This is a genomic window from Roseateles sp. FW305-36, from assembly GCF_058787015.1.
The window spans coordinates 171735-190536 of sequence record NZ_JBYSZK010000006.1; the positions used below are offsets into that span (position 1 = coordinate 171735).

General features: G+C 69.4%; 19 protein-coding genes. 13 read left to right on the plus strand and 6 right to left on the minus strand.

All coding sequences use genetic code 11. The features are described from left to right. The 8 genes from AC3WOE_RS13355 (at position 1) to AC3WOE_RS13390 (ending at position 4200) form a co-directional block, all read left to right on the plus strand. Complete coding sequence (locus AC3WOE_RS13355; protein ID WP_492691095.1) at positions 1 to 723, plus strand: PEP-CTERM sorting domain-containing protein; 723 nt, start codon at positions 1 to 3, stop codon at positions 721 to 723. Continuing rightward, positions 716 to 1012 (plus strand): DUF6916 family protein, encoded by a 297-nt coding sequence (locus AC3WOE_RS13360; protein ID WP_492691097.1) that lies wholly within the window; start codon positions 716 to 718, stop codon positions 1010 to 1012. The genes AC3WOE_RS13355 and AC3WOE_RS13360 overlap by 8 nt, the downstream gene beginning before the upstream one ends. Positions 1013 to 1021: 9 nt before the next feature. After that, positions 1022 to 1531, plus strand: coding sequence for a phage tail protein (locus AC3WOE_RS13365; RefSeq protein ID WP_492691098.1), 510 nt, complete (start codon positions 1022 to 1024; stop codon positions 1529 to 1531). Positions 1532 to 1546: 15 nt separating this feature from the next. Beyond that, on the plus strand, positions 1547 to 2062 hold the full coding sequence (locus AC3WOE_RS13370; protein WP_492691100.1) for a phage tail protein: 516 nt from the start codon (positions 1547 to 1549) through the stop codon (positions 2060 to 2062). 10 nt (positions 2063 to 2072) lie between these two features. Beyond that, positions 2073 to 2591 carry a phage tail protein gene (locus AC3WOE_RS13375; protein WP_492691101.1) on the plus strand — a complete coding sequence of 173 codons (519 nt, stop codon included), beginning with the start codon at positions 2073 to 2075 and terminating at the stop codon, positions 2589 to 2591. Positions 2592 to 2601: 10 nt separating this feature from the next. Continuing rightward, the gene (locus AC3WOE_RS13380) at positions 2602 to 3108 is read left to right on the plus strand and encodes a GNAT family N-acetyltransferase (RefSeq protein ID WP_492691103.1); all 507 of its coding nucleotides are present in this window, start codon (positions 2602 to 2604) and stop codon (positions 3106 to 3108) included. Beyond that, positions 3105 to 3467: a DUF6916 family protein gene (locus AC3WOE_RS13385; RefSeq protein ID WP_492691105.1), complete on the plus strand. Its 363-nt coding sequence runs from the start codon at positions 3105 to 3107 to the stop codon at positions 3465 to 3467. The genes AC3WOE_RS13380 and AC3WOE_RS13385 overlap by 4 nt, the downstream gene beginning before the upstream one ends. Before the next feature lie 157 nt (positions 3468 to 3624). Continuing rightward, complete coding sequence (locus AC3WOE_RS13390) at positions 3625 to 4200, plus strand: hypothetical protein (protein WP_492691106.1); 576 nt, start codon at positions 3625 to 3627, stop codon at positions 4198 to 4200. Positions 4201 to 4448: 248 nt separating this feature from the next. Here the strand turns inward: AC3WOE_RS13390 and AC3WOE_RS13395 are convergent, their stop codons facing one another. The 6 genes from AC3WOE_RS13395 to fghA form a co-directional block, all read right to left on the minus strand. Next, on the minus strand, positions 4449 to 4829 hold the full coding sequence (locus AC3WOE_RS13395) for a hypothetical protein (protein WP_492691108.1): 381 nt from the start codon (positions 4827 to 4829) through the stop codon (positions 4449 to 4451). Then, on the minus strand, positions 4829 to 6703 hold the full coding sequence (locus AC3WOE_RS13400; protein WP_492691110.1) for an ATP-binding cassette domain-containing protein: 1875 nt from the start codon (positions 6701 to 6703) through the stop codon (positions 4829 to 4831). Before AC3WOE_RS13400 ends, AC3WOE_RS13395 begins: the two co-directional genes overlap by 1 nt. A 22-nt stretch (positions 6704 to 6725) precedes the next feature. Next, entirely contained in the window at positions 6726 to 7616 is an 891-nt protein-coding gene (locus AC3WOE_RS13405; RefSeq protein WP_492691111.1) for an alpha/beta fold hydrolase, read from the minus strand. Between the two features lie 50 nt (positions 7617 to 7666). After that, positions 7667 to 8287, minus strand: a complete 621-nt coding sequence (locus tag AC3WOE_RS13410) for a TetR/AcrR family transcriptional regulator (protein ID WP_492691112.1) — start codon at positions 8285 to 8287, stop codon at positions 7667 to 7669. A gap of 31 nt (positions 8288 to 8318) precedes the next feature. After that, the gene (locus tag AC3WOE_RS13415; RefSeq protein ID WP_492691113.1) at positions 8319 to 9668 is read right to left on the minus strand and encodes a dicarboxylate/amino acid:cation symporter; all 1350 of its coding nucleotides are present in this window, start codon (positions 9666 to 9668) and stop codon (positions 8319 to 8321) included. 103 nt (positions 9669 to 9771) lie between these two features. Further along, the gene (gene fghA / locus AC3WOE_RS13420; protein ID WP_492691114.1) at positions 9772 to 10596 is read right to left on the minus strand and encodes an S-formylglutathione hydrolase; all 825 of its coding nucleotides are present in this window, start codon (positions 10594 to 10596) and stop codon (positions 9772 to 9774) included. A gap of 29 nt (positions 10597 to 10625) precedes the next feature. Between fghA and AC3WOE_RS13425 the strand changes: the two genes are divergently transcribed. From AC3WOE_RS13425 to AC3WOE_RS13445, 5 genes are all read left to right on the plus strand, one after another. Further along, positions 10626 to 11867, plus strand: coding sequence for a multifunctional CCA addition/repair protein (locus AC3WOE_RS13425; protein ID WP_492691115.1), 1242 nt, complete (start codon positions 10626 to 10628; stop codon positions 11865 to 11867). A 119-nt stretch (positions 11868 to 11986) separates the two neighbouring features. Next, positions 11987 to 13189 (plus strand): efflux RND transporter periplasmic adaptor subunit, encoded by a 1203-nt coding sequence (locus tag AC3WOE_RS13430; protein WP_492691116.1) that lies wholly within the window; start codon positions 11987 to 11989, stop codon positions 13187 to 13189. 86 nt (positions 13190 to 13275) lie between these two features. After that, positions 13276 to 16431, plus strand: a complete 3156-nt coding sequence (locus AC3WOE_RS13435; protein WP_492691117.1) for an efflux RND transporter permease subunit — start codon at positions 13276 to 13278, stop codon at positions 16429 to 16431. Further along, the gene (locus AC3WOE_RS13440) at positions 16428 to 17807 is read left to right on the plus strand and encodes an efflux transporter outer membrane subunit (protein ID WP_492691118.1); all 1380 of its coding nucleotides are present in this window, start codon (positions 16428 to 16430) and stop codon (positions 17805 to 17807) included. The genes AC3WOE_RS13435 and AC3WOE_RS13440 overlap by 4 nt, the downstream gene beginning before the upstream one ends. Before the next feature lie 5 nt (positions 17808 to 17812). Beyond that, complete coding sequence (locus tag AC3WOE_RS13445) at positions 17813 to 18781, plus strand: extracellular catalytic domain type 1 short-chain-length polyhydroxyalkanoate depolymerase (RefSeq protein WP_492691119.1); 969 nt, start codon at positions 17813 to 17815, stop codon at positions 18779 to 18781. Positions 18782 to 18802 lie beyond the last annotated feature (21 nt).

Consider the following 18802-nt stretch of genomic DNA (forward strand, 5'->3'; position numbering starts at 1 on the left):
ATGCGCCTCGCTTTGTTCCCCGCTCGCAGCCTGGCCGGCGCCATCGTCGGCTCGCTGCTCGCGCTGTCCTCGATGTCGGCCCGCGCCGATTTCCAGAGCGACATCACGGTCAAGCTTATCGCGCCTGGCGGCATCCAGGGCGACGCGACGCCGATCAGCGTGTCCCAACTCGTGAGTTCGGGCAGCCTGACCACCGGCGTGCAGTCCGGCGATGGCGGTGCCATCGGCAGCGGCTGGATGCTGGCCAGTGAAGAGGTCACCTTCAACGGCGATTCCATCCATGTGCGCAGCTACGCCGGCTGGGACGACCTGGGCAGCGGCGGCAGCAGCATCATGACCGGCTATCTCGGCAGCGGCGGCGACCACGCGCGCTACGAGTTCGACGGCCTCAGCATCGCCGGCAAGACCATCGTCGGCCTGACCGTCTATGCCTTCGACGGCTATGCGACGAGCGGCTTCAGCGGCCTGGCCAGCCCGGCCGCGGCCAGCCTTGTGCACCTCATCGACGCCGACACCATCAGCATCGATCTCGACAGCATCCTGTTCGTCAACCGCGGCTCCGGCACGAGCACGGCGCACGCCGACTTCCGCATCGACCTCATCACGCAGGACAGCGGCGGTGGCGGCGGCGGCGGCGGCAACAACAACCTGCCCGAGCCCGCCACGCTGGCCCTGCTCGCCATCGCCGCCTTCGGCGCCCGTGCGGCGCGGCGTCGTGCCTGAGGGCCTGCTCACGCTGGCCAGTTTCGAGCCGCTGGTCGGCAGCCGCTTCACCCTGCGGCTGGATGATGCGGCGGAGCTGCCGGCCCAGCTCATCCAGGCCCAGGCCGGCCGGGGTGGAACGGCTGGCGGCCGCCAGCCGTTCAGCCTGACCTTCGAGGCGCCGCCCGAACCCGCGCTGCCGCAAAGCATCTACCGGCTCGAGCATCCGCAGCTCGAGGCGATGGACATCTTTCTTGTGCCCGTGGCCCGCACCGCCGCCGGCCTGCACTACGAAGCCGTTTTCGGCTAGGAGACCGCCATGGCAACTCCCTTCCTCGGCGAACTCAAGCTCGCTGGTTTCAATTTCCCGCCCCGTGGCTGGGCCTTCTGCAATGGCCAGTTGCTGCCCATCGCGCAGAACACGGCGCTGTTCTCGCTGCTGGGCACGACCTACGGCGGCAACGGCCAGACCACCTTCGCCCTGCCCGACCTGCGGGGCCGGGTGCCGGTGCACATCGGCAGCAGCGTGACTCTGGGCGAACAGGGCGGCGTCGAGAACGTCACGCTGACCACGAGCCAGCTGCCTTCGCACAGCCACACGCTGGCCGGCAGCAGCGACCTCGCCAACGCCAGCGCCCCCGGCGGCGCCCTGCCGGCGGCCAAGCCGCGCGGCGGCATCAACCGCTACTCGCCGCCCGGCAGCAACACCGTCATGGCGCCCGGCTCCGTGGCAGCGACGGGGGGCGGCCAGCCACACAACAACATGCAGCCCTATCTCGTGCTGTCCTGGCTGATCGCGCTGGAAGGCATCTTCCCCAGCCGCAACTGAACCGAGGAGACCGTCATGTCCGACTACTTCATCGGCGAGATCCGCCTGTTCGCGGGCAACTTCGCACCCCGCGACTGGGCCTTCTGCGAAGGCCAGATCATGTCCATTGCGCAGAACACAGCACTGTTCAGCCTGCTCGGCACCCAGTACGGCGGCAACGGCCAGACCACTTTCGCCCTGCCCGATCTGCGCGGCCGCGTGCCCATGCACCAGGGCCAGGGCCCAGGCCTGAGCCCGCGCGACATCGGCGAGGTGTCCGGCAGCGAAACCGTCACGCTGCTGTCCACGCAGATGCCAGCCCACAGCCATGCGCTGCGCGCCAGCACGACGGCGGCCGCGGGCTCGACGCCGGCCGGCGCCCTGCTCGGCGCGACTTCGGTCAACAGCTATGACAACTCTGCCGCCGGCGTGCCGATGGCGGCCGGCGCCATCAGCAACACCGGCGGCACCCAGCCCCACGACAACATGGCCCCGACCATGGCGCTGAACTACATCATTGCGCTGTTCGGCATCTTCCCCTCGCGCAATTGAGGAGCCCGACATGTCCGATCCCTTCCTCGCCGAGATCCGCGTGATGCCCTACAACTTCGCCCCGCGCGGCTGGGCGAGTTGCGACGGCCAGTTGCTGCCTATCAGCCAGAACACCGCCCTCTTCTCGCTGCTGGGCACCAACTACGGTGGCAATGGCATCAACAACTTCGCCCTGCCCAATCTGCGCGACCGCATGGCCATGCACGCCGGTCAAGGCCCCGGGCTGAGCAACCGCGATCTGGCCCAGACCGTCGGCCAGGCCGCCGTCACGCTGCAGAGCAGCGAGATGCCGGCCCACGGCCACGGCCTGATGGGCGGCGCCTCCGGCCTCACCGTCAGCCCGGCCAATGCGGCGATGGCACCACCGAGCACCGGGGCCAGCGTCTACCACCTTCCGGGCCCCACGGCGCCCATGGCGGGCGAGAGCATCGGCGCGTCAGGCGGCGGCCAGCCCCACGAGAACCGCCAGCCCTATCTCGGCCTGATGTTCTGCATCGCGATGCAGGGCATCTTCCCGTCGCGCAACTAAAACGCAGGCCATGGACTACCGCTTGCGCGCGGCGACGCCGGCCGATGAGGACTGGCAGCTGGCGATCTACGCCAGCACCCGCGCCGAAGAGCTGGCCCTGACCGGCTGGCCGGCGTCGCAGTGCGAGGCCTTCGTGCGCCAGCAGCACCGCGCCCAGCAAGTCCACTACACCCGCCATTTCCCGCTCTCCGTCTGCCACCTCATCCTCGTCCAGGGCGACGAGATCGCCGGCCGGCTCTGGCTGGACGAGCGCGGCAACCGGCTGCACATCCTCGACATCACCGTGCTGCCCGCCTGGCGCGGCCAGGGCCTGGGCACCCGCTGCCTGCAGACACTGGCCGAGCGGGCCGCGGCCCGAGGCCAGGGCCTGAGCATCCAGGTCGAGATCCACAACCCCGCCCGACGGCTCTACGAGCGGCTGGGCTTTGTCGCCGATGGCCAGCCGCAGGGCCTGCACCAGGCCATGCACCGGCCGGTCCCGGCCCGCCAGCCCCAACCCGAGGAGTGCCTGCCATGATCAACAAGCGCGATTTCCTGAGAGGCAGCGCGACCGCAATCGTCGCCAGTGCCGGCACGACGGCCAGCCTCGCGGCCGTGCGCCCCCGCCTCGGCGAGTTGGCCGGAGCGACGAGTTGGCAGGCCCATGTCGGCCAGCGCTTCGAGGTCGACGGCCATGCGGTCACGCTGCAGGCCGTCAGCCGCAAGGCCAGCCATCAGCCAGGCGAGCAGTTCAGCCTCAGCTTCGCGGGCCCGCTGCCCGCCGGCATGGGCGATGGTTTGCGCCAGCTGTCCCTCGACGGTGGTGAGTCCCTGTCCCTGTACCTGGCGCGCACGCCGCAGGGCCTGCGGGCCGACTTCTGCCGCCTGCAAGGCTGACGAAAAGTTCTCGCTGAAAAGTTCTCGCTGACCGGGGGTTTGTCACGGGCCCGAGACGCCGCAGGCGGCAAAATCCTGCCGCTGCGAAATCGTTTCCGCGGCCGCTTCGGCCATGACAGACCCCTTGAAATTCCTTGTTGTAGATCCTTTGGCCGGAGTGCAAACCTTTGCGCGCCAACTGCTGCAAAGCCATGGTTTCGCGGCCGACAGCATCCTCTGTTGCGCCGACACGGACGCCGCGCTGGCCCAGGGCCTGCTCTTCAAGCCCCACTTCCTGATCACCGACTGGTTTCCCAAGGCGCCGCTGACCGGCATCCAGTTGCATCAGCGGCTGCGCGAGGTGCAGCCGACCCTGCATCTGTCGCTGCTGAGCTTCGAGGTCACGCCCGAGCACCAGTTCGAGGCCGAGGCGCACGGCGCGCACTTCCTGCTGAAGAAGCCCTTCACGGCCGAGCAGCTCAAGGCCGAGATGAACCGCTCGCTGGAAGCCCTGGCCAAGAACTCACCCGGCCTGCATGGCCAGGTGAGGGACACGATGCGGAGCGCCAAGCCCGCGGCGCGACCGGTGCTGCCCGTCATCCCGCCCCAGCCCGTCATCAAGCCGGGCGACAAGGTCCGCTACCAAGGCGGCGTCCATGTGGCCCAGTATGTCGTGCACCGCCATGGCGAGACGGTGGTGCAGCTCAAAGGCCAGAACGGGTTTGTGCCGCTGGAGAAGCTTCAGCCCGGCTGAAGCCGAGGCCCCCCGCCCAGTCACGCGTCGCTGAACGCGAGCGTGTCTGGTCGGTCTCGCAGACCGCGCTGCGGCCTGAGCCACAGCTCTTCCGCAGGCACATGCCGCCCACTGGGCGCCATGTGTCCGGCCTCAGCCCCCGAGGGGACGGCGATGCTCACGGCATCAAGCCGCGAGCACATCGCCAGACGGGCCGGCTAGGGGCGGCCCGGCGCTCGGCCCGAAGCAAGGCGCGACGGCCGCGACGCTCAGACCACGACAACAAGCAGCATCAGCAGCGGATAGGGCAGTGCCACCGTCGGGCGCAGCGCGCTCTTCAGGTATTGCGTGACGAGCCCGATGCCGCGCGGGCGGCTGGCGAGCCACTCGCTGTGCAACTGCATGGCGACCGCATCGCCGCCCGCTTTCAAGCCCGCTTCCACCACCAGCAGCCGGTCGCCCAACCGCCCCTGGAAGGTCTTGAGCACGGCCTCCTGAAGCCACAGCAGAGCCAGCAGCGCCACGGCCAGGGTGTTGTCCGGCACCAGCACGGTGGCCGCGAAGGCCACCAGCTTCACGCCCAGGGCCAGGGCCTCGTAGCGCTCGTGCTGGGTCTGCAGGGCCAGCCATTCCTGATGCAGGGCGTTCATCACTTGGCTTCCAGAATTTCCCAGCGCTCCATCAACTCGAGCAGCTCGGTGTCGATCTCCGCCGCGCGGTCCGTCACTTCGGCAATGCGCTTCGCGCCCTGGGTGTAGAGCTCGCTGCCGGCGATCAGCGCGTTCAGCTGCGTCTGCTCGGCCTCCAGCGCAGCGATCTGCTTGGGGATCTCGTCGAGCTCGCGCTGCTCCTTGTAGCTGAGCTTGCGCTTGGTGGCGACGACCGGGGCCGGCTCGGGTGCGGGCGGCGGCGTAGGTGCGGCGGCGGCCGGTGCGGCCTTGGCCTGCAGCGCCGCGGCGCGCCTGGACTGCGTCAGCCAGTCCTGCACGCTGCCCTCGTATTCGCGCCAGCGCGCCTCGCCCTCGTAGACGATGGTGGAGGTGACGACGTTGTCCAGGAAGCGGCGGTCATGGCTGACGAGGAAGACGGTGCCGTCGTAGTCGGCCAGCAATTCCTCCAGCAGCTCCAGCGTCTCGATGTCGAGGTCGTTGGTGGGCTCGTCCAGCACCAGCACATTGGCCGGCCGTGCGAACAGGCGCGCCAGCAGCAGGCGGTTGCGCTCGCCGCCGCTGAGCGTGCGCACCGGCGAGTTCGCCCGCGCCGGCGAGAACAGGAAGTCGCCGAGATAGCTCTTCACATGCTTTTTCTGCGAGCCGATCTCGATCCACTCCGAGCCCGGGCTGATGGTGTCGGCCAGCGTCGCGTCCAGGTTCAGCGTGTCGCGCATCTGGTCGAAATAGGCCACCGTCAGCCGCGAGCCCAGGCGCACCGTGCCGCTGTCGGGCGGCAACTCGCCGAGGATCATCTTCAGCAGCGTGGTCTTGCCCGCGCCATTGGGGCCGATCAGGCCGACCTTGTCGCCCCGCAGGATGGTGGACGTGAAGCCGCGCACGATGGCGCGCTCACCGTAGCTCTTGGACACGTCCTCCAGCTCCGCCACGATCTTGCCGCTGGCACTGCCCGTGTCGATGTCCAGCCTGACCTTGCCCTGCACGTCACGCCGTGCGGCGTGCGCCAGACGCATGGCCTCCAGGCGCTGGATGCGTGCCACCGAGCGCGTGCGGCGGGCCTCGACGCCCTTGCGGATCCAGATCTCTTCCTGAGCCAGCAGCTTGTCAAAACGGGCATTGAACAGCGCCTCGTTCTCCAGCTCGTAGGCCTTGGCAGCCTGGAAGGCGGCGTAGTTGCCGGGGTAGCCGCGCAGCTGGCCGCGGTCCAGTTCGACGATGCGATTGGCCACGTTGTCCAGGAAGGTCCGGTCGTGGGTGATCAGCAGCAGCGAACCCTTGAAGTCGTTCAGCAGGCCTTCCAGCCAGGTGATGGCGTCCAGGTCCAGGTGGTTGGTGGGCTCGTCCAGCAGCAGCACGTCGGGCTGGGCGACGAGTGCACGGCCCAGGGCCACACGCTTCTTCAGGCCGCCGGACAGGCTGCCCACCAGGCGCTCGCCGTCCAGGCCGAGGCGGTGCAGGGTCTCGTCGACGCGCTGCTCCCAGTTCCAGGCGCCGATGTGCTCGATGCGCTCCTGCACCCAGGCCAGATCGTCGTTCTCGTCGTGGCGCTCGTAGCGCTCGCGCAGGGCCTTGGCCTCGGCCACGCCTTCGCTGATGACGTCAAAGATGGTCGCGTCGCTGCGCAGCTCGGGCTCCTGCGGCACATAGACGTTGGTGAGCCCCTGCTGTTGCTGCAGCAGGCCGTCGTCGAGCTTCTCGAGGCCGCAGAGGATCTTCAGCAGCGAGGACTTGCCGGTGCCGTTGCGGCCGATGAGGCCGACGCGCTCGCCGGTTTCGAGAGAGAAATTGGCGCCGTCCAGCAGGGCCACGTGGCCGAAAGCGAGATGGGCATTGGTGAGGGAAAGAACAGCCATGGGGGGATTGTCCCCCGGCGGTTCAGATCGCCCGCAGCGCCGGGGTTGAACTCAGATGCGCGACGACCTGCTGCATGACCGCCGCGTCGTTGAGCAGGCGGCGGTGGCCCAGGTTCTCGGTCCTGTGCAAGCGGCCGGCAGCCAGGCCGGCGAGCAGGCTCTCGCTGCCGGCGATGGGCGCCGTCACATCGCCGCGGTCGTGCACCAGCAGCGTGTGCTGGTGCACGCGCACGCCCAGCCAGCTCGGTTCGAAATGACCGAGGGAGGCGCCCTCACGCTGCTCGAAATGCCCGCGCATGCGCGCCGCCAAGCTTTCGCTGGTGCCCATGGCCTGGGCGAACCAGCGCAGGAACTGCCAGGGCGCCGGCGCCAGCGACACCAGGGCCGCACGCCGCGCCGGCAGGCCGCGCGCCAGCGCATGCGACAGGGCCATCGCGCCCAGGGAATGCGCCACGACGCCCTCCCAGGGCCCGAAGCGCGCCGTCACGGCGAACATCGCCCTCACCCACTGCAGCAGATTGCTGCGCCAGCCGCTGCTGCGGCCGTGGGCCGGCAGGTCGAGCAGCACGGGCTCGAAGCCGTTGGCAGCCAAGGTATCGGCCAGCGGTCGCATCTGCTGGGCGTCGCCGGCCCAGCCGTGGGTCAGCAGCACCTTGGGCCGCCCGGGCTCGATGTCACTGCGCTCCCAGACGCTGACATGGCCTCCCTCGAAGGGCAGCCGGCGCTCGACCCAGGGCCGTGGCACCGCGCGCGAACGGGCCAGCCATTTGGTCGGCATGGGCGTAAAGAAGATGCCCAGCGCCAGGCGCGTGCCCAGCGCTGGCGAGACATGCTGCAGGCCACGCAACAGGGCCGCGACACCGCGGGCGACCGGCGAGGCGAAGAAGGCGGCGGCGGGGTTGTGGGTGCTCATCTCTGGGGCTCCTTTTTTCGCACGACCGTGCGACGAATTGGCAAAAAAATTCAGGGACTCGTTTGGGCCGGCGCTTTCGCGCTGGACAGCAGGCGTTCCCAGGCGCGGATGCCACGCTGGTGAACGCCGGGATCGCGCAGGAAGCGCGTGTCGCGCAGCAGGCCGGTGAAGAGGGCATCCATCTCGAAGACGAACTGCTCGACATCGAGGTCGGCGCGCAGATGGCCGGCCTCGATGGCCTGCAGCACGGTGCGGCGCAAGGCCACGCGCAGCCTCAGCACGCCGTCCAGCAACTGGTCGCGCACCGGGCCTTCGCGGTCGTCGTACTCGAAGGCCCCCGCCGTGTAGAGGCAGGAACGCGTGCGGTCGGTATTGGTGGCGCGGGCCAGCCAGCGGCGCATGATGAGGTCCAGCCGCGGCAGGCCGCGCGCTTCGCGCATGGCAGGCACGAAGACGTCCTGCTGGAAGCGTCGGTCGTATTCCAGCAGCACGGCCACCTGCAGCTGCTCGCGCGAGCCGACGCGCGAGAACACGCCGCTCTTGCTCAGGCCCAGGCGCTTGGCCACCTCACCGATGGAGAGGCTCTCGAGCCCGCCTTCCGAGGCCATGGCCAGGGCGGCATCCACGATGGCGGCCAGCGTGGTTTCGGCGCGTTCGCTGCGGGTTTCCATGCCAGCAATTTAGCACGGTCGTGCGGAATCCTTAGTGAGGCGCCGGGTTATTGACCATGTGCGGGTTCTTGGCGTCCAGCACTTGCTCGGGTTCATCCGACTCGGCCGGCGTCTCGTTGTTCAGCACGGCCTGCAGCCGCGTCATGTCGACGTCACCCGTCCACTTGCCAACGACGACGGTGGCGACGCCGTTGCCGATCAGGTTGGTCAGAGCCCGCGCCTCGGACATGAAGCGGTCGATGCCGAGGATGAGGGCCAGGCCCGCCACCGGCACGCCGCCCACCGCCGACAGCGTGGCCGCCAGCACGATGAAGCCGCTGCCGGTCACGCCGGCGGCGCCCTTGCTGGTCAGCAGCAGCACGCCCAGCAACGTCAGCTGCTGGGTCAGCGTCATCGGCGTGTCGGTCGCCTGGGCGATGAAGACGGCCGCCATGGTCAGGTAGATGGAAGTGCCGTCGAGGTTGAAGGAATAGCCGGTCGGGATGACGAGGCCGACGGTGGACTTGCGCACGCCCAGGTTCTCGAGCTTGGCCATCATGCGCGGCAGCACCGACTCGCTGGACGAGGTGCCCAGCACGATGAAGAGCTCTTCCTTGATGTATTTGATGAACTTCCAGGCCGAGAAGCCGTGCAGCCTGGCGATGGTGCCCAGCACGATGAAGATGAAGATCAGGCAGGTGGCGTAGAAGGCGCCCATCAGCTTGGCCAGGGACAGCAGCGAGCCGACGCCGTATTTGCCGATGGTGAAGGCCATCGCGCCGAAGGCACCGATGGGGGCCAGCTTCATGATCATGCCGACGATGGCGAACAGCACGTGCGAGGTCTTCTCGATACCGTCGAACACCAGCGTGCCGCGGCCGCCGAAGCGGTGCAGGGCGAAGCCGAACAGCAGGGCGAACAGCAGCACCTGCAGCATCTCGCCCTTGGCGAAGGCGTCCACCACGGTGGTCGGGATGATGGCGAGCAGGAAGTCCACCGTGCCCTGCAGCTTGCCCGGTCCGGTGTAGGCGGCGATGCCCTTGGTGTCCAGGGTCTTGGGGTCGACATGCATGCCGTCGCCCGGCTGCAGCACATTGACGACGACGAGGCCGACGATGAGGGCGATGGTCGAGACGATCTCGAAATACAGCAGGGCATAGCCGCCGGTCTTGCCGACGCGCTTCATGTCTTCCATGCCCGCGATGCCCACCACCACCGTGCAGAAGATGATGGGCGCGATGATCATCTTGATCAGCTTGATGAAGCCATCGCCCAGGGGCTTGAGGGCCTCGCCCGTCTGCGGGAAGAAGTGGCCCACGAGAACGCCGATGACGATGGCCGTGATGACCTGGGCGTACAGGGACCGGTAGATGGGCGGGCGGCCCGTGGGTATGGCTTGCATGCTGTCTCCATCGGTTCTTCGAACGGAACCGGCTTGGGCGGCAGCTTAGAAAAGAAGACGGCCGCTGGCGACTGTGGCTTCCCACATCACGCAACACCGCCCCCTAGAACAACTGGCTGGCGTGGTGGTGCAGGTGGTCGTCGACGAAGCTGGCGATGAAGTAATAGCCATGGTCGTAGCCTTCCTGGCGGCGCAGGGTCAGCGGCTGGCCCACCGCAGCGCAAGCCGCTTCGAAGACTTCGGGATGCAACTGCTCGGCCAGGAATTTGTCGTTCAGGCCCTGGTCGATGAGGATGCCTTTCGGATAGGGCGCAGCCGTCTGGCGGCGCATCAGTTCGCTGGCGTCGTGTTCAGCCCAGGCCGCACGGTCCTCGCCGAGATAGCCGCTGAAGGCCTTCTGCCCCCAGGGGCATTGCAGGGGCGCGGCAATGGGCGCGAAGGCCGACAGCGACGCGAAGCGACCCGGGTGTCGCAGGGCCAGGGTCAGCGCGCCATGGCCGCCCATGGAGTGGCCGAAGATGCCGACGCGCTCCAGCCCGGTCTGCTGCTGCACCAGCGGCAGCAACTCCTTCATCAGCCAGCTCTCCATGCGCCAGTGTCTCGCCCAGGGCTCGCGCGTCGCATCGAGATAGAAGCCGGCACCGACGCCGAAGTCCCAGGACTCGCTCTCGCCGGGCACGCCGGCGCCGCGCGGGCTGGTGTCGGGCATCAGCAGGGCCAGGCCCAGTTCGGCCGCCACGGCCTGGGCGCCGGCCTTCATCGTGAAGGTCTCTTCGGTGCAGGTCAGGCCCGCCAGATAGACCAGCAGCGCCTTGGGCTCGGGCGGCGTGAACAGCGCGAAGCGCATGGGCAGGCCGATCTCGACCGAGTCGTGCTGATGAAAGCGCTGCACGCCGCCGAAGGCCAGGTGTTCGTTCAGGGTCTTCATGCCCGTGAGTGTGGCCGCAGAATGGCGCGATGTCCTCCTCTTCTTCCTTCAAGACCTATCTGGTCGGCGGCGCCGTGCGCGACCGCCTGCTCGGCCTGCCGGTGCAGGACCGCGACTGGGTGGTCGTCGGCGCCTCGCCGCAGGACCTGCTGGATGCCGGCTACCAGCCCGTCGGCAAGGACTTCCCGGTTTTCCTGCATCCCGAGACGCATGAGGAAGTGGCCCTGGCCCGCACCGAGCGCAAGACCGCCGCCGGCTATCACGGCTTTGCCTTCCACGCCGCGCCCGACGTCACGCTGGAGCAGGACCTGGCGCGCCGCGACCTGACCATCAACGCCATGGCCGAGGACGATGCCGGCCACATCGTCGACCCCTACGGCGGCCAGCGCGACCTGCAGGCCCAGGTGCTGCGCCATGTGTCGCCCGCCTTTGCCGAAGACCCGGTGCGCATCCTGCGCCTGGCCCGCCTCGCCGCGCGCTTCGCCGACTTCACGGTGGCGCCCGAGACCGTCGAGCTGATGCGGGCCATGGTGGCCGCCGGCGAGGTGGACGCCCTGGTGGCCGAGCGCGTCTGGCAGGAGCTGTCGCGCGGCCTGATGGAGAACAAGCCCTCGCGCATGTTCGAGGTGCTGCGCGAGGCCGGCGCCCTGCAGAAGCTGCTGCCCGAAGTCGAGGCCCTGTTCGGCGTGCCCCAGCCCGAGGCCCACCATCCCGAGATCGACACCGGCATCCATCTGCTGATGGTGCTGGACCAATGCGCCTTGCTGAACGCGCCGCTGACCGTGCGCTATGCCTGCCTCTGCCACGACCTCGGCAAGGGCACGACGCGCAAGGAAGAGCTGCCGCGCCACATCGCCCACGAGGTGCGCAGCGAGAAGCTGGCCCGCGGTGTCAGCGCGCGCTGGAAGGTGCCGAGCGACTGCCGCGAGCTGGCCGAGCTCGTCGCCCGCGAACACACCCATGTGCACCAGAGTGGCAGCTTCGGCTCGGAGGCGCGGCTGCGCCTGCTCGAGCGCTGCGACGCCTGGCGCCGGCCCGATCGCTTTGCCGAAATGCTCTGGGCCTGCGAATGCGACGCCCGCGGCCGCCTCGGGCTGGAGGACCGCGACTACCCGCAGCGCGAGCGGCTGCTGGCCGATCTGCGCGCCACGCTGACCGTCGACCTGGCCGCCGCCAGCGCCGCAGCCATTGCCCGCGGCGCCAAGGGGCCGGACATCGGCCGCGCCGTGCAGCGTGCGCGCTTGGCCGCCCTCAACGCGGCCTCTAGTTAGGGCTTTGCGTTGCTTCACCAGCATGAAAGCGATTGCATGGCTAAAGTCTGCGGTTTTGCCTCGTGCGCCAACGGCGGCGCGGGGCCCGCGCTCGAGAAGCATTCGAACAGGACGCAAAGATGAAGTTGGCATGGGGTAGCGGCGCTCGGTTGAGCGTCTTGGCCGCAGTGGTCGCGGGGCTGGGCTTGAGCGCTTGCGGCGGAGGCGACAGCAAGCCCGCCGCGGCAGCACCGCCGCCACCCGAAGTGGGCGTCGTCACCGTGGCGCCCGGCCGCGCCGACCTGTCCGCCGAACTGCCCGGTCGCCTGGAAGCCTTCCGCGTTGCCCAGGTGCGCGCCCGCGCCGCCGGCATCCTGCAAAAGCGCTTCTTCACCGAAGGCAGTGACGTCAAGGCCGGCCAGGCCCTGTTCGAGATCGACCCGGCACCCTACCGCGCCACGCTGTCCAGCGCCCAGGCCCAGCTCGCCCGCGCCGAAGCCAACCTGACCCAGGCGCAGGCCCTGGCCGACCGCTACGCGCCGCTCGCCAAGACCCAGGCCGTCAGCGCGCAGGAGGCACTGAACGCCCAGGCCGCCGCCATGCAGGCCAAGGCCGACGTCGCCGCCGGCAAGGCCGCCGTGCAGACGGCCCAGATCAACCTCGGCTATTCAGCCGTCACCGCCCCCATCGCCGGCCGCATCGGCCGCGCCCTCGTCACCGAAGGCGCCCTGGTGGGCCAGGGCGAGGCCACGCCGCTGGCCATCGTGCAGCAGATCGACAAGCTGTATGTGAACTTCACGCAGTCGGCGGCCGAAGTCATGCGCCTGCGCCAGGCCCTGGCCGACGGCAAGCTGCAGCGTGCTGGCGGCGGCGAAGCCGCCAAGGTGCAGGTGCTCATGGAAGACGGCAGCGTCTACGCCCAGCCCGGCAAGCTGCTGTTCTCCGACCTCAGCGTGGACGCCGCCACCGGCCAGATCACGCTGCGCGCCGAACTGCCCAATCCCAAGGGCCTGCTGCTGCCGGGCCTGTACGTGCGCGTGCGCCTGGCCCAGGCCGAAGTGGCCGACGCCGTCTGGCTGCCCCAGCAGGCCGTGGCCCGAGGCGCCACGGGCGAGACCGTGCTGGTGGTGGCCGATGACGGCAGCGTCAGCGCACGGCCCGTCAAGCTCGGCCCGGCCCAGGACGGCAAGGCCCTCATCCTCAGCGGCCTGAAGGCCGGCGAGAAGGTCATCGTCGATGGCCTGCAGAAGACCAAGGCCGGCGGCAAAGCCAGGCCGGTGCCGTGGTCGCCGGCGGGCTCGGCGCCTGCCTCTGCCCCCGCTTCTGCGGCATCCAAGGGCTGAAGAAATGATGCCCCCACGCTCACTTCGTTCACTGCCCCCCGCGGGGGTGCTGGCTTCCCTTGGGACGGCCCTGCGGGAATCCTGACATGGCGCAGTTCTTCATCAACCGACCTATCTTCGCGTGGGTCATCGCCCTCTTCATCACGGTCATCGGCGCGGTGGCGGTCACGCAGCTGCCCATCGCCCAGTACCCGCCGGTGGCACCGCCCTCCATCGTGCTGTCGGTGTCCTACCCCGGCGCCTCCGCGCAGACGCTGGAGGACTCGGTCATCAGCGTCATCGAGCGCGAGATGAACGGCTCGCCCGGCCTGATCTACATGGAGGCCGTCGCCCAGGCCGACGGTACGGGCTCCATCACGCTGAGCTTCGACCCCGCCACCAACCCCGACCTGGCCCAGGTGGATGTGCAGAACCGCTACGCGCGCGCTGCGCCGCGCCTGCCGCAGGCGGTCATCCAGCAGGGCGTGCGGGTGGACAAGGCCAACCCCAACTTCCTGCTGTTCATCATCCTGTCCAGCAGCAACCCCGCCTACGACCCCATCGTGCTGGGCGACTACGCCTCGCGCACCGTGCTGCCCGAGATCCAGCGCGTGCCCGGCGTCGGCCAGGGCCTGCTGTTCGGCACCGAGCGCGCCATGCGCATCTGGCTGGACCCGGCCAAGCTGGTGGGCTACCGCCTGCAGCCGGCCGACGTCAACGCGGCCATCCAGGCCCAGAACGCCCAGGTCAGCTCCGGCTCCATCGGCGACCTGCCCAATGTGCCGGGCCAGCCGGTGGCGGCCACGGTCGTGGTGCGTGGCCAGCTCACCAGCGTGGAGCAGTTCGGCAACATCGTGCTGCGCGCCAACGCCGACGGCTCCAGCGTGCGCCTCAAGGACGTCGCCCGTATCGAGCTGGGCGCCGACAGCTACACCGGCCGCTCCACGCGGCTGAACGGCAACCCGTCGGTGGGCGTGGGCGTGCAGCTCGCACCGTCGGCCAATGCGCTGCAGACGGCCAAGCTCATCAAGCAGCGCCTGAAGCAGCTCGAGCCCTACTTCCCGCAGGGCGTGAAGGCCAGCATCCCCTACGACAGCTCGCTGTTCATCGACATCTCCATCTCCCAGGTCGTCGAGACCCTGGTGGAGGCCGTGTTCCTGGTGTTCCTGGTGATGTTCCTGTTCCTGCAGAACATCCGCTACACGGTCATCCCGACGCTGGTCGTGCCCATCGCGCTGCTGGGCAGCTTCGCCACGCTGCTGGCCCTGGGCTTCTCCATCAATGTGCTGACCATGTTCGGCATGGTGCTGGTCATCGGCATCGTGGTGGACGACGCCATCGTCGTGGTGGAGAACGTCGAGCGCATCATGAGCGAGGAGGGCTTGTCGCCCCTCAAGGCCACGCGCAAGGCCATGAGCCAGATCTCCGGCGCCATCGTCGGCGTGACGGTGGTGCTGATCTCCGTGTTCGTGCCGCTGGCCTTCTTCAGCGGCTCCATCGGCAACATCTACCGTCAGTTCGCGGCCGTCATGGTCTCGGCCATCGCCTTCTCGGCCTTCCTGGCCCTGTCGCTGACGCCGGCCCTGTGCGCCACCCTGCTCAAGCCCGTCGAGGCCGGCCACCATCTGGAGAAGCGCGGCTTCTTCGGCTGGTTCAACCGTGGCTTCTCGCGCACGGCCAAGGGCTACGAGGGCTGGGTGTCCAAGTTCATCTACCGCGGTGCCCGCATGGCCATCGTCTACGCCGCCGTCATCGCGGCGGCGGTGCTGGTGTTCCAGAAGCTGCCCACCTCCTTCGTGCCCAATGAAGACCAGGGCAATATCCTCGTCAACATCCAGCTGCCGCCGGGCGCCACGCAGGCACGCACGCTGGAGGTCGTCAAGCAGGTCGAGGGCTATATGCTCGCCCAGCCCGAGGTGGAGAGCATGGTCGGCGTGGTCGGCTTCAGCTTCTCGGGCGCGGGCCAGAACGCGGGCCTGGCCTTCGTCACGCTCAAGCCCTGGGACGAGCGCCACGGATCCGAGCATTCGGCCCAGAGCCTGGCCGCCCGGGCCTTCGGCGCGCTGAGCAAGGTGCGCGACGCCATCATCTTCCCCACCAGCCCGCCGCCCATCCGCGATCTGGGCCGCGCCAACGGCTTCGCCTTCCGCCTGCAGGACCGCAGCGGCCACACGCGGGCCGAACTGCTGGCCGCGCGCAACCAGCTGCTGGGCGCCGCCGCCAAGAACCCGCTGCTGACGGCGGTGCGACCCGACGGCCTGGAAGACGCCGCCCAGCTGCAGCTCGACATCGACCGTGACCGCGCCCAGGCCCTGGGCGTCAACATCGGCGCCATCAACGCCATGCTGGGCACGTCGCTGGGTTCCAGCTATGTGAACGACTTCCCCAACGCCGGCCGCCTGCAGCGCGTCATCGTGCAGGCCGACGCACCCGCGCGCATGCAGCCCGAGGACCTGGCGCGCCTGAACGTGCTGAACAGCGCCGGCCAGCCAGTGCCGCTGAGCGCCTTCTCCACCAGCAAGTGGATCACCGGCGCCATGCAGACGGTGCGCTACAACGGCTATGCGGCCGTGCGCATCCTGGGCGAGCCGGCCAAGGGCGTGTCCACCGGCGTGGCCATCGCCGAGATGGAGAAGCTGGCGGCCCAGCTGCCCGACGGCTTCGGCTACGAGTGGACCGGCCAGTCGCGCGAGGAGAAGCTCTCGGGCTCCACCGCCTTCATCCTGTTCGGCTTCTCGCTGCTGGCCGTCTTCCTGTGCCTGGCCGCGCTCTACGAGAGCTGGAGCATCCCGCTGGCCGTCGTCCTCGTCGTGCCGCTGGGCGTGCTGGGCGTGGTGCTCGGTGCCACCTTCCGCGGCCTGGAGAACGACGTCTATTTCAAGGTCGGCATGATCACCATCATCGGCCTGTCGGCCAAGAACGCCGTGCTCATCATCGAGTTCGCCAAGGACCTGCAGGCCCATGGCAAGAGCATCTACGAAGCGGTGCGCGAAGCCGCCCACCTGCGCTTCCGCCCCATCGTCATGACCTCGCTGGCCTTCATCCTCGGCGTGCTGCCGCTGGTGCTGGCGAGCGGCGCCGGCTCGGCCAGCCAGCGCGCCATCGGCACCGGCGTCATGGGCGGCATGATCTCTGCCACCATGCTGGCCGTGTTCTTCGTGCCCGTCTTCTTCGTCGTCGTGCGCAAGTTCTTCCCCGGCAGCGAGCGGCAGCGCAAGCGCGACGCCCACGAGGCGGAAGAAGAATCGGGGAGCCAGGCATGAAGGCTGCGCTCTCGCTGATCACCGTCGCAGCCCTGCTGGCGGCCTGCGCCGGCCCCGAACCCAAGCGGCCGGTCGCGTCAGAAGCCGCCGCCGCCGCCATGCCGCAGGCCTTCCCGCAGGCCGGCGGTCCCGGCGCGACGGCCGCCGCCGCGCTGCCCTGGGCCCAGGCCTTCAAGGGCGAGCGCCTGCAGAAGCTGATCCCGCTGGCCCTGGCCAACAACCGTGACCTGCGCGTTGCCGCCCTCAACATAGAGACGGCCCGCGCCAGCGCCGCGGCGCGCGACGCCGACCTCTGGCCGACGGTCAACGCCGGCATCAGCGGTTCGCGCACCCCGACGGCGGCGGGCGGCATCAACAGCCTCTACCAGGCTGGCCTGCAGGTGTCGGCCTATGAGCTGGACCTGTTCGGCCGCCTGCGCGGCCTGAGCGCCGCCGCGGCTGCCCAGGTGCTGGCGGCCCAGTCCAACCAGCAGGCCGTGCGCACGGCGCTGGTGGCCGCCGTCGCCAATGCCGAGATCGCGCTGCAGGCCGACGAGGCCCTGCTGAAAATCACCCGCGACACCCTGGGCACGCGCGAGCAGTCGCTGTCGCTGACCCGCCAGCGCTTCGAGGGTGGGGTCTCCAACGAACTGGACCTGCGCTCGGCCGAGTCCTCCTGGCAGTCGGCCCGCGCCGTGCTGGCCCAGGCCCAGCGCCAGCGCGCCCTGGATGAGAACGCGCTGGCCCTGCTGATCGGCGGCCCGCTGCCGGCCGACCTGCCCGCGCCGACCGGCGATCTGGCGGACTTCGAGCCCCTTGCGGAACTGCCCGCCGGCCTGCCCAGCGACGTGCTGGCGCGCCGACCCGACATCCGCCAGGCCGAATTCCAGCTGGGTGCGACGGACGCCAACATCGACGCCGCCCGCGCCGCCTTCTGGCCGCGCATCACGCTGACCGGCAGCGTCGGCACGGCCAGCGGCCATCTGTCCGACCTGTTCAAGAACTCGGCCTGGAGCTTCGCACCCTCGCTGGTTCAGCCCCTGTTCGACGCCGGCCGCAACCGCGCCAACCTGAGCGGCGCGCGCGCCAGCCGCGACATCGCCCTGGCCCAGTACGAGAAGGCCATCCAGACCGCCTTCCGCGAGGTCGCCGACGGGCTGAGCAGCCGTGCCACGCTGGCCGAACAGCGCGAAGCCCTGACCGCGCAGGTGGACGCCGAGACGCGCCGCCTGAATGCCGCCGAGCAGCGCTACACGGCGGGCGTCTCCAGCGCCCTGGATCGGCTGGACGCCCAGCGCTCGCTGTTCACGGCCCAGCAGAGCCTGGTGCAGGTGCAAAGCCAGCGCGCCCAGAACCTCGTGACGCTTTACCGCGCCCTCGGGGGCGGCGGGAGCTGATCACCATGCGAGGCCTGCTGCTCGCCCTCGCTTTGGCCACGCTGCTGCCGGCGGCGCAGGCGCAAGACACGCTGCGCGACCGCATCAAGGCCCGCATGGAACAGCGCCGCGCCGGCGGCGAGGCGCCGGCCGGCCTGCAGGAGCTGCAGGTGCAGGGCCGCAAGGTGCTGGTCCACCTGCCGGCAGGTTATGACGCCACCCGGCCCGCGCCGCTGGTGCTGGCCTTCCATGGCGGCGGTGGCTGGGCCGAGTTCATGGCCGACGACGAGAAATACGGCCTGCAGAAGAAGGCCGACGCGGCCGGCTTCGTCGTCGCCTTTCCGAACGGCTACAGCAAGCTGCCCGGCGGCAAATTCGCCACCTGGAATGCCGGCGGCTGCTGCGGCGATGCACGCGACAGGAACGTGGACGACGTGGCCTTTGTCCGAGCCGCCGTCACGGCGATCAAGGGCCGCTACAGCATCGACGCCTCACGCGTCTTCGCCACCGGCATGTCCAACGGCGGCATGATGAGCCACCGCCTGGCCTGCGAGGCCGCCGACGTCTTCCGCGCCGTGGCCTCGGTCGCCGGCACCGATGCGACGGCCAGTTGTACGCCGAGCCGGCCCATCGCCGTGCTGCACATCCATGCCAAGGACGACGACCACGTCCTCTTCAACGGCGGCGCCGGCCCCGGCGCCTTCCGCGACGAGAGCAAGGTCATGAACTTCGTCTCCGTGCCCGAGACCATTTCGCGTTGGGTGCAGCGCGACCGTTGCACCGCGTCGCCTCAACGCACGCTGGAGAAGGCGGGAGCCTATTGCGAAAGCTACAGCGGCTGCGCCAGCGGCACGCAGGTGCAGCTCTGCGTCACCGAGACCGGCGGTCATTCCTGGCCCGGCGCGGCCAGCGTGCGCCGGGGCAAGGAGGCGGCTTCGCAGGCCCTGGACGCCAACGATGTGATCTGGCGCTTCTTCGAGCAGGCCTCCCGATAACCCTGCCTGGAATCGCTTCCA

Excerpts from the sequence above, each read along its gene's own strand:
- AC3WOE_RS13440 (WP_492691118.1), top strand. The coding sequence starts at position 16,428 with ATGAAGGCTGCGCTCTCGCTGATCACCGTCGCAGCCCTGCTGGCGGCC.
- AC3WOE_RS13435 (WP_492691117.1), top strand. The coding sequence starts at position 13,276 with ATGGCGCAGTTCTTCATCAACCGACCTATCTTCGCGTGGGTCATCGCC.
- AC3WOE_RS13400 (WP_492691110.1), bottom strand. The coding sequence starts at position 6,703 with ATGGCTGTTCTTTCCCTCACCAATGCCCATCTCGCTTTCGGCCACGTG.
- AC3WOE_RS13425 (WP_492691115.1), top strand. The coding sequence starts at position 10,626 with ATGTCCTCCTCTTCTTCCTTCAAGACCTATCTGGTCGGCGGCGCCGTG.
- AC3WOE_RS13415 (WP_492691113.1), bottom strand. The coding sequence starts at position 9,668 with ATGCAAGCCATACCCACGGGCCGCCCGCCCATCTACCGGTCCCTGTAC.
- AC3WOE_RS13370 (WP_492691100.1), top strand. The coding sequence starts at position 1,547 with ATGTCCGACTACTTCATCGGCGAGATCCGCCTGTTCGCGGGCAACTTC.
- AC3WOE_RS13380 (WP_492691103.1), top strand. The coding sequence starts at position 2,602 with ATGGACTACCGCTTGCGCGCGGCGACGCCGGCCGATGAGGACTGGCAG.
- AC3WOE_RS13430 (WP_492691116.1), top strand. The coding sequence starts at position 11,987 with ATGAAGTTGGCATGGGGTAGCGGCGCTCGGTTGAGCGTCTTGGCCGCA.
- AC3WOE_RS13355 (WP_492691095.1), top strand. The coding sequence starts at position 1 with ATGCGCCTCGCTTTGTTCCCCGCTCGCAGCCTGGCCGGCGCCATCGTC.
- AC3WOE_RS13375 (WP_492691101.1), top strand. The coding sequence starts at position 2,073 with ATGTCCGATCCCTTCCTCGCCGAGATCCGCGTGATGCCCTACAACTTC.
- AC3WOE_RS13385 (WP_492691105.1), top strand. The coding sequence starts at position 3,105 with ATGATCAACAAGCGCGATTTCCTGAGAGGCAGCGCGACCGCAATCGTC.
- AC3WOE_RS13445 (WP_492691119.1), top strand. The coding sequence starts at position 17,813 with ATGCGAGGCCTGCTGCTCGCCCTCGCTTTGGCCACGCTGCTGCCGGCG.
- AC3WOE_RS13395 (WP_492691108.1), bottom strand. The coding sequence starts at position 4,829 with ATGAACGCCCTGCATCAGGAATGGCTGGCCCTGCAGACCCAGCACGAG.
- AC3WOE_RS13365 (WP_492691098.1), top strand. The coding sequence starts at position 1,022 with ATGGCAACTCCCTTCCTCGGCGAACTCAAGCTCGCTGGTTTCAATTTC.
- fghA (WP_492691114.1), bottom strand. The coding sequence starts at position 10,596 with ATGAAGACCCTGAACGAACACCTGGCCTTCGGCGGCGTGCAGCGCTTT.
- AC3WOE_RS13405 (WP_492691111.1), bottom strand. The coding sequence starts at position 7,616 with ATGAGCACCCACAACCCCGCCGCCGCCTTCTTCGCCTCGCCGGTCGCC.
- AC3WOE_RS13410 (WP_492691112.1), bottom strand. The coding sequence starts at position 8,287 with ATGGAAACCCGCAGCGAACGCGCCGAAACCACGCTGGCCGCCATCGTG.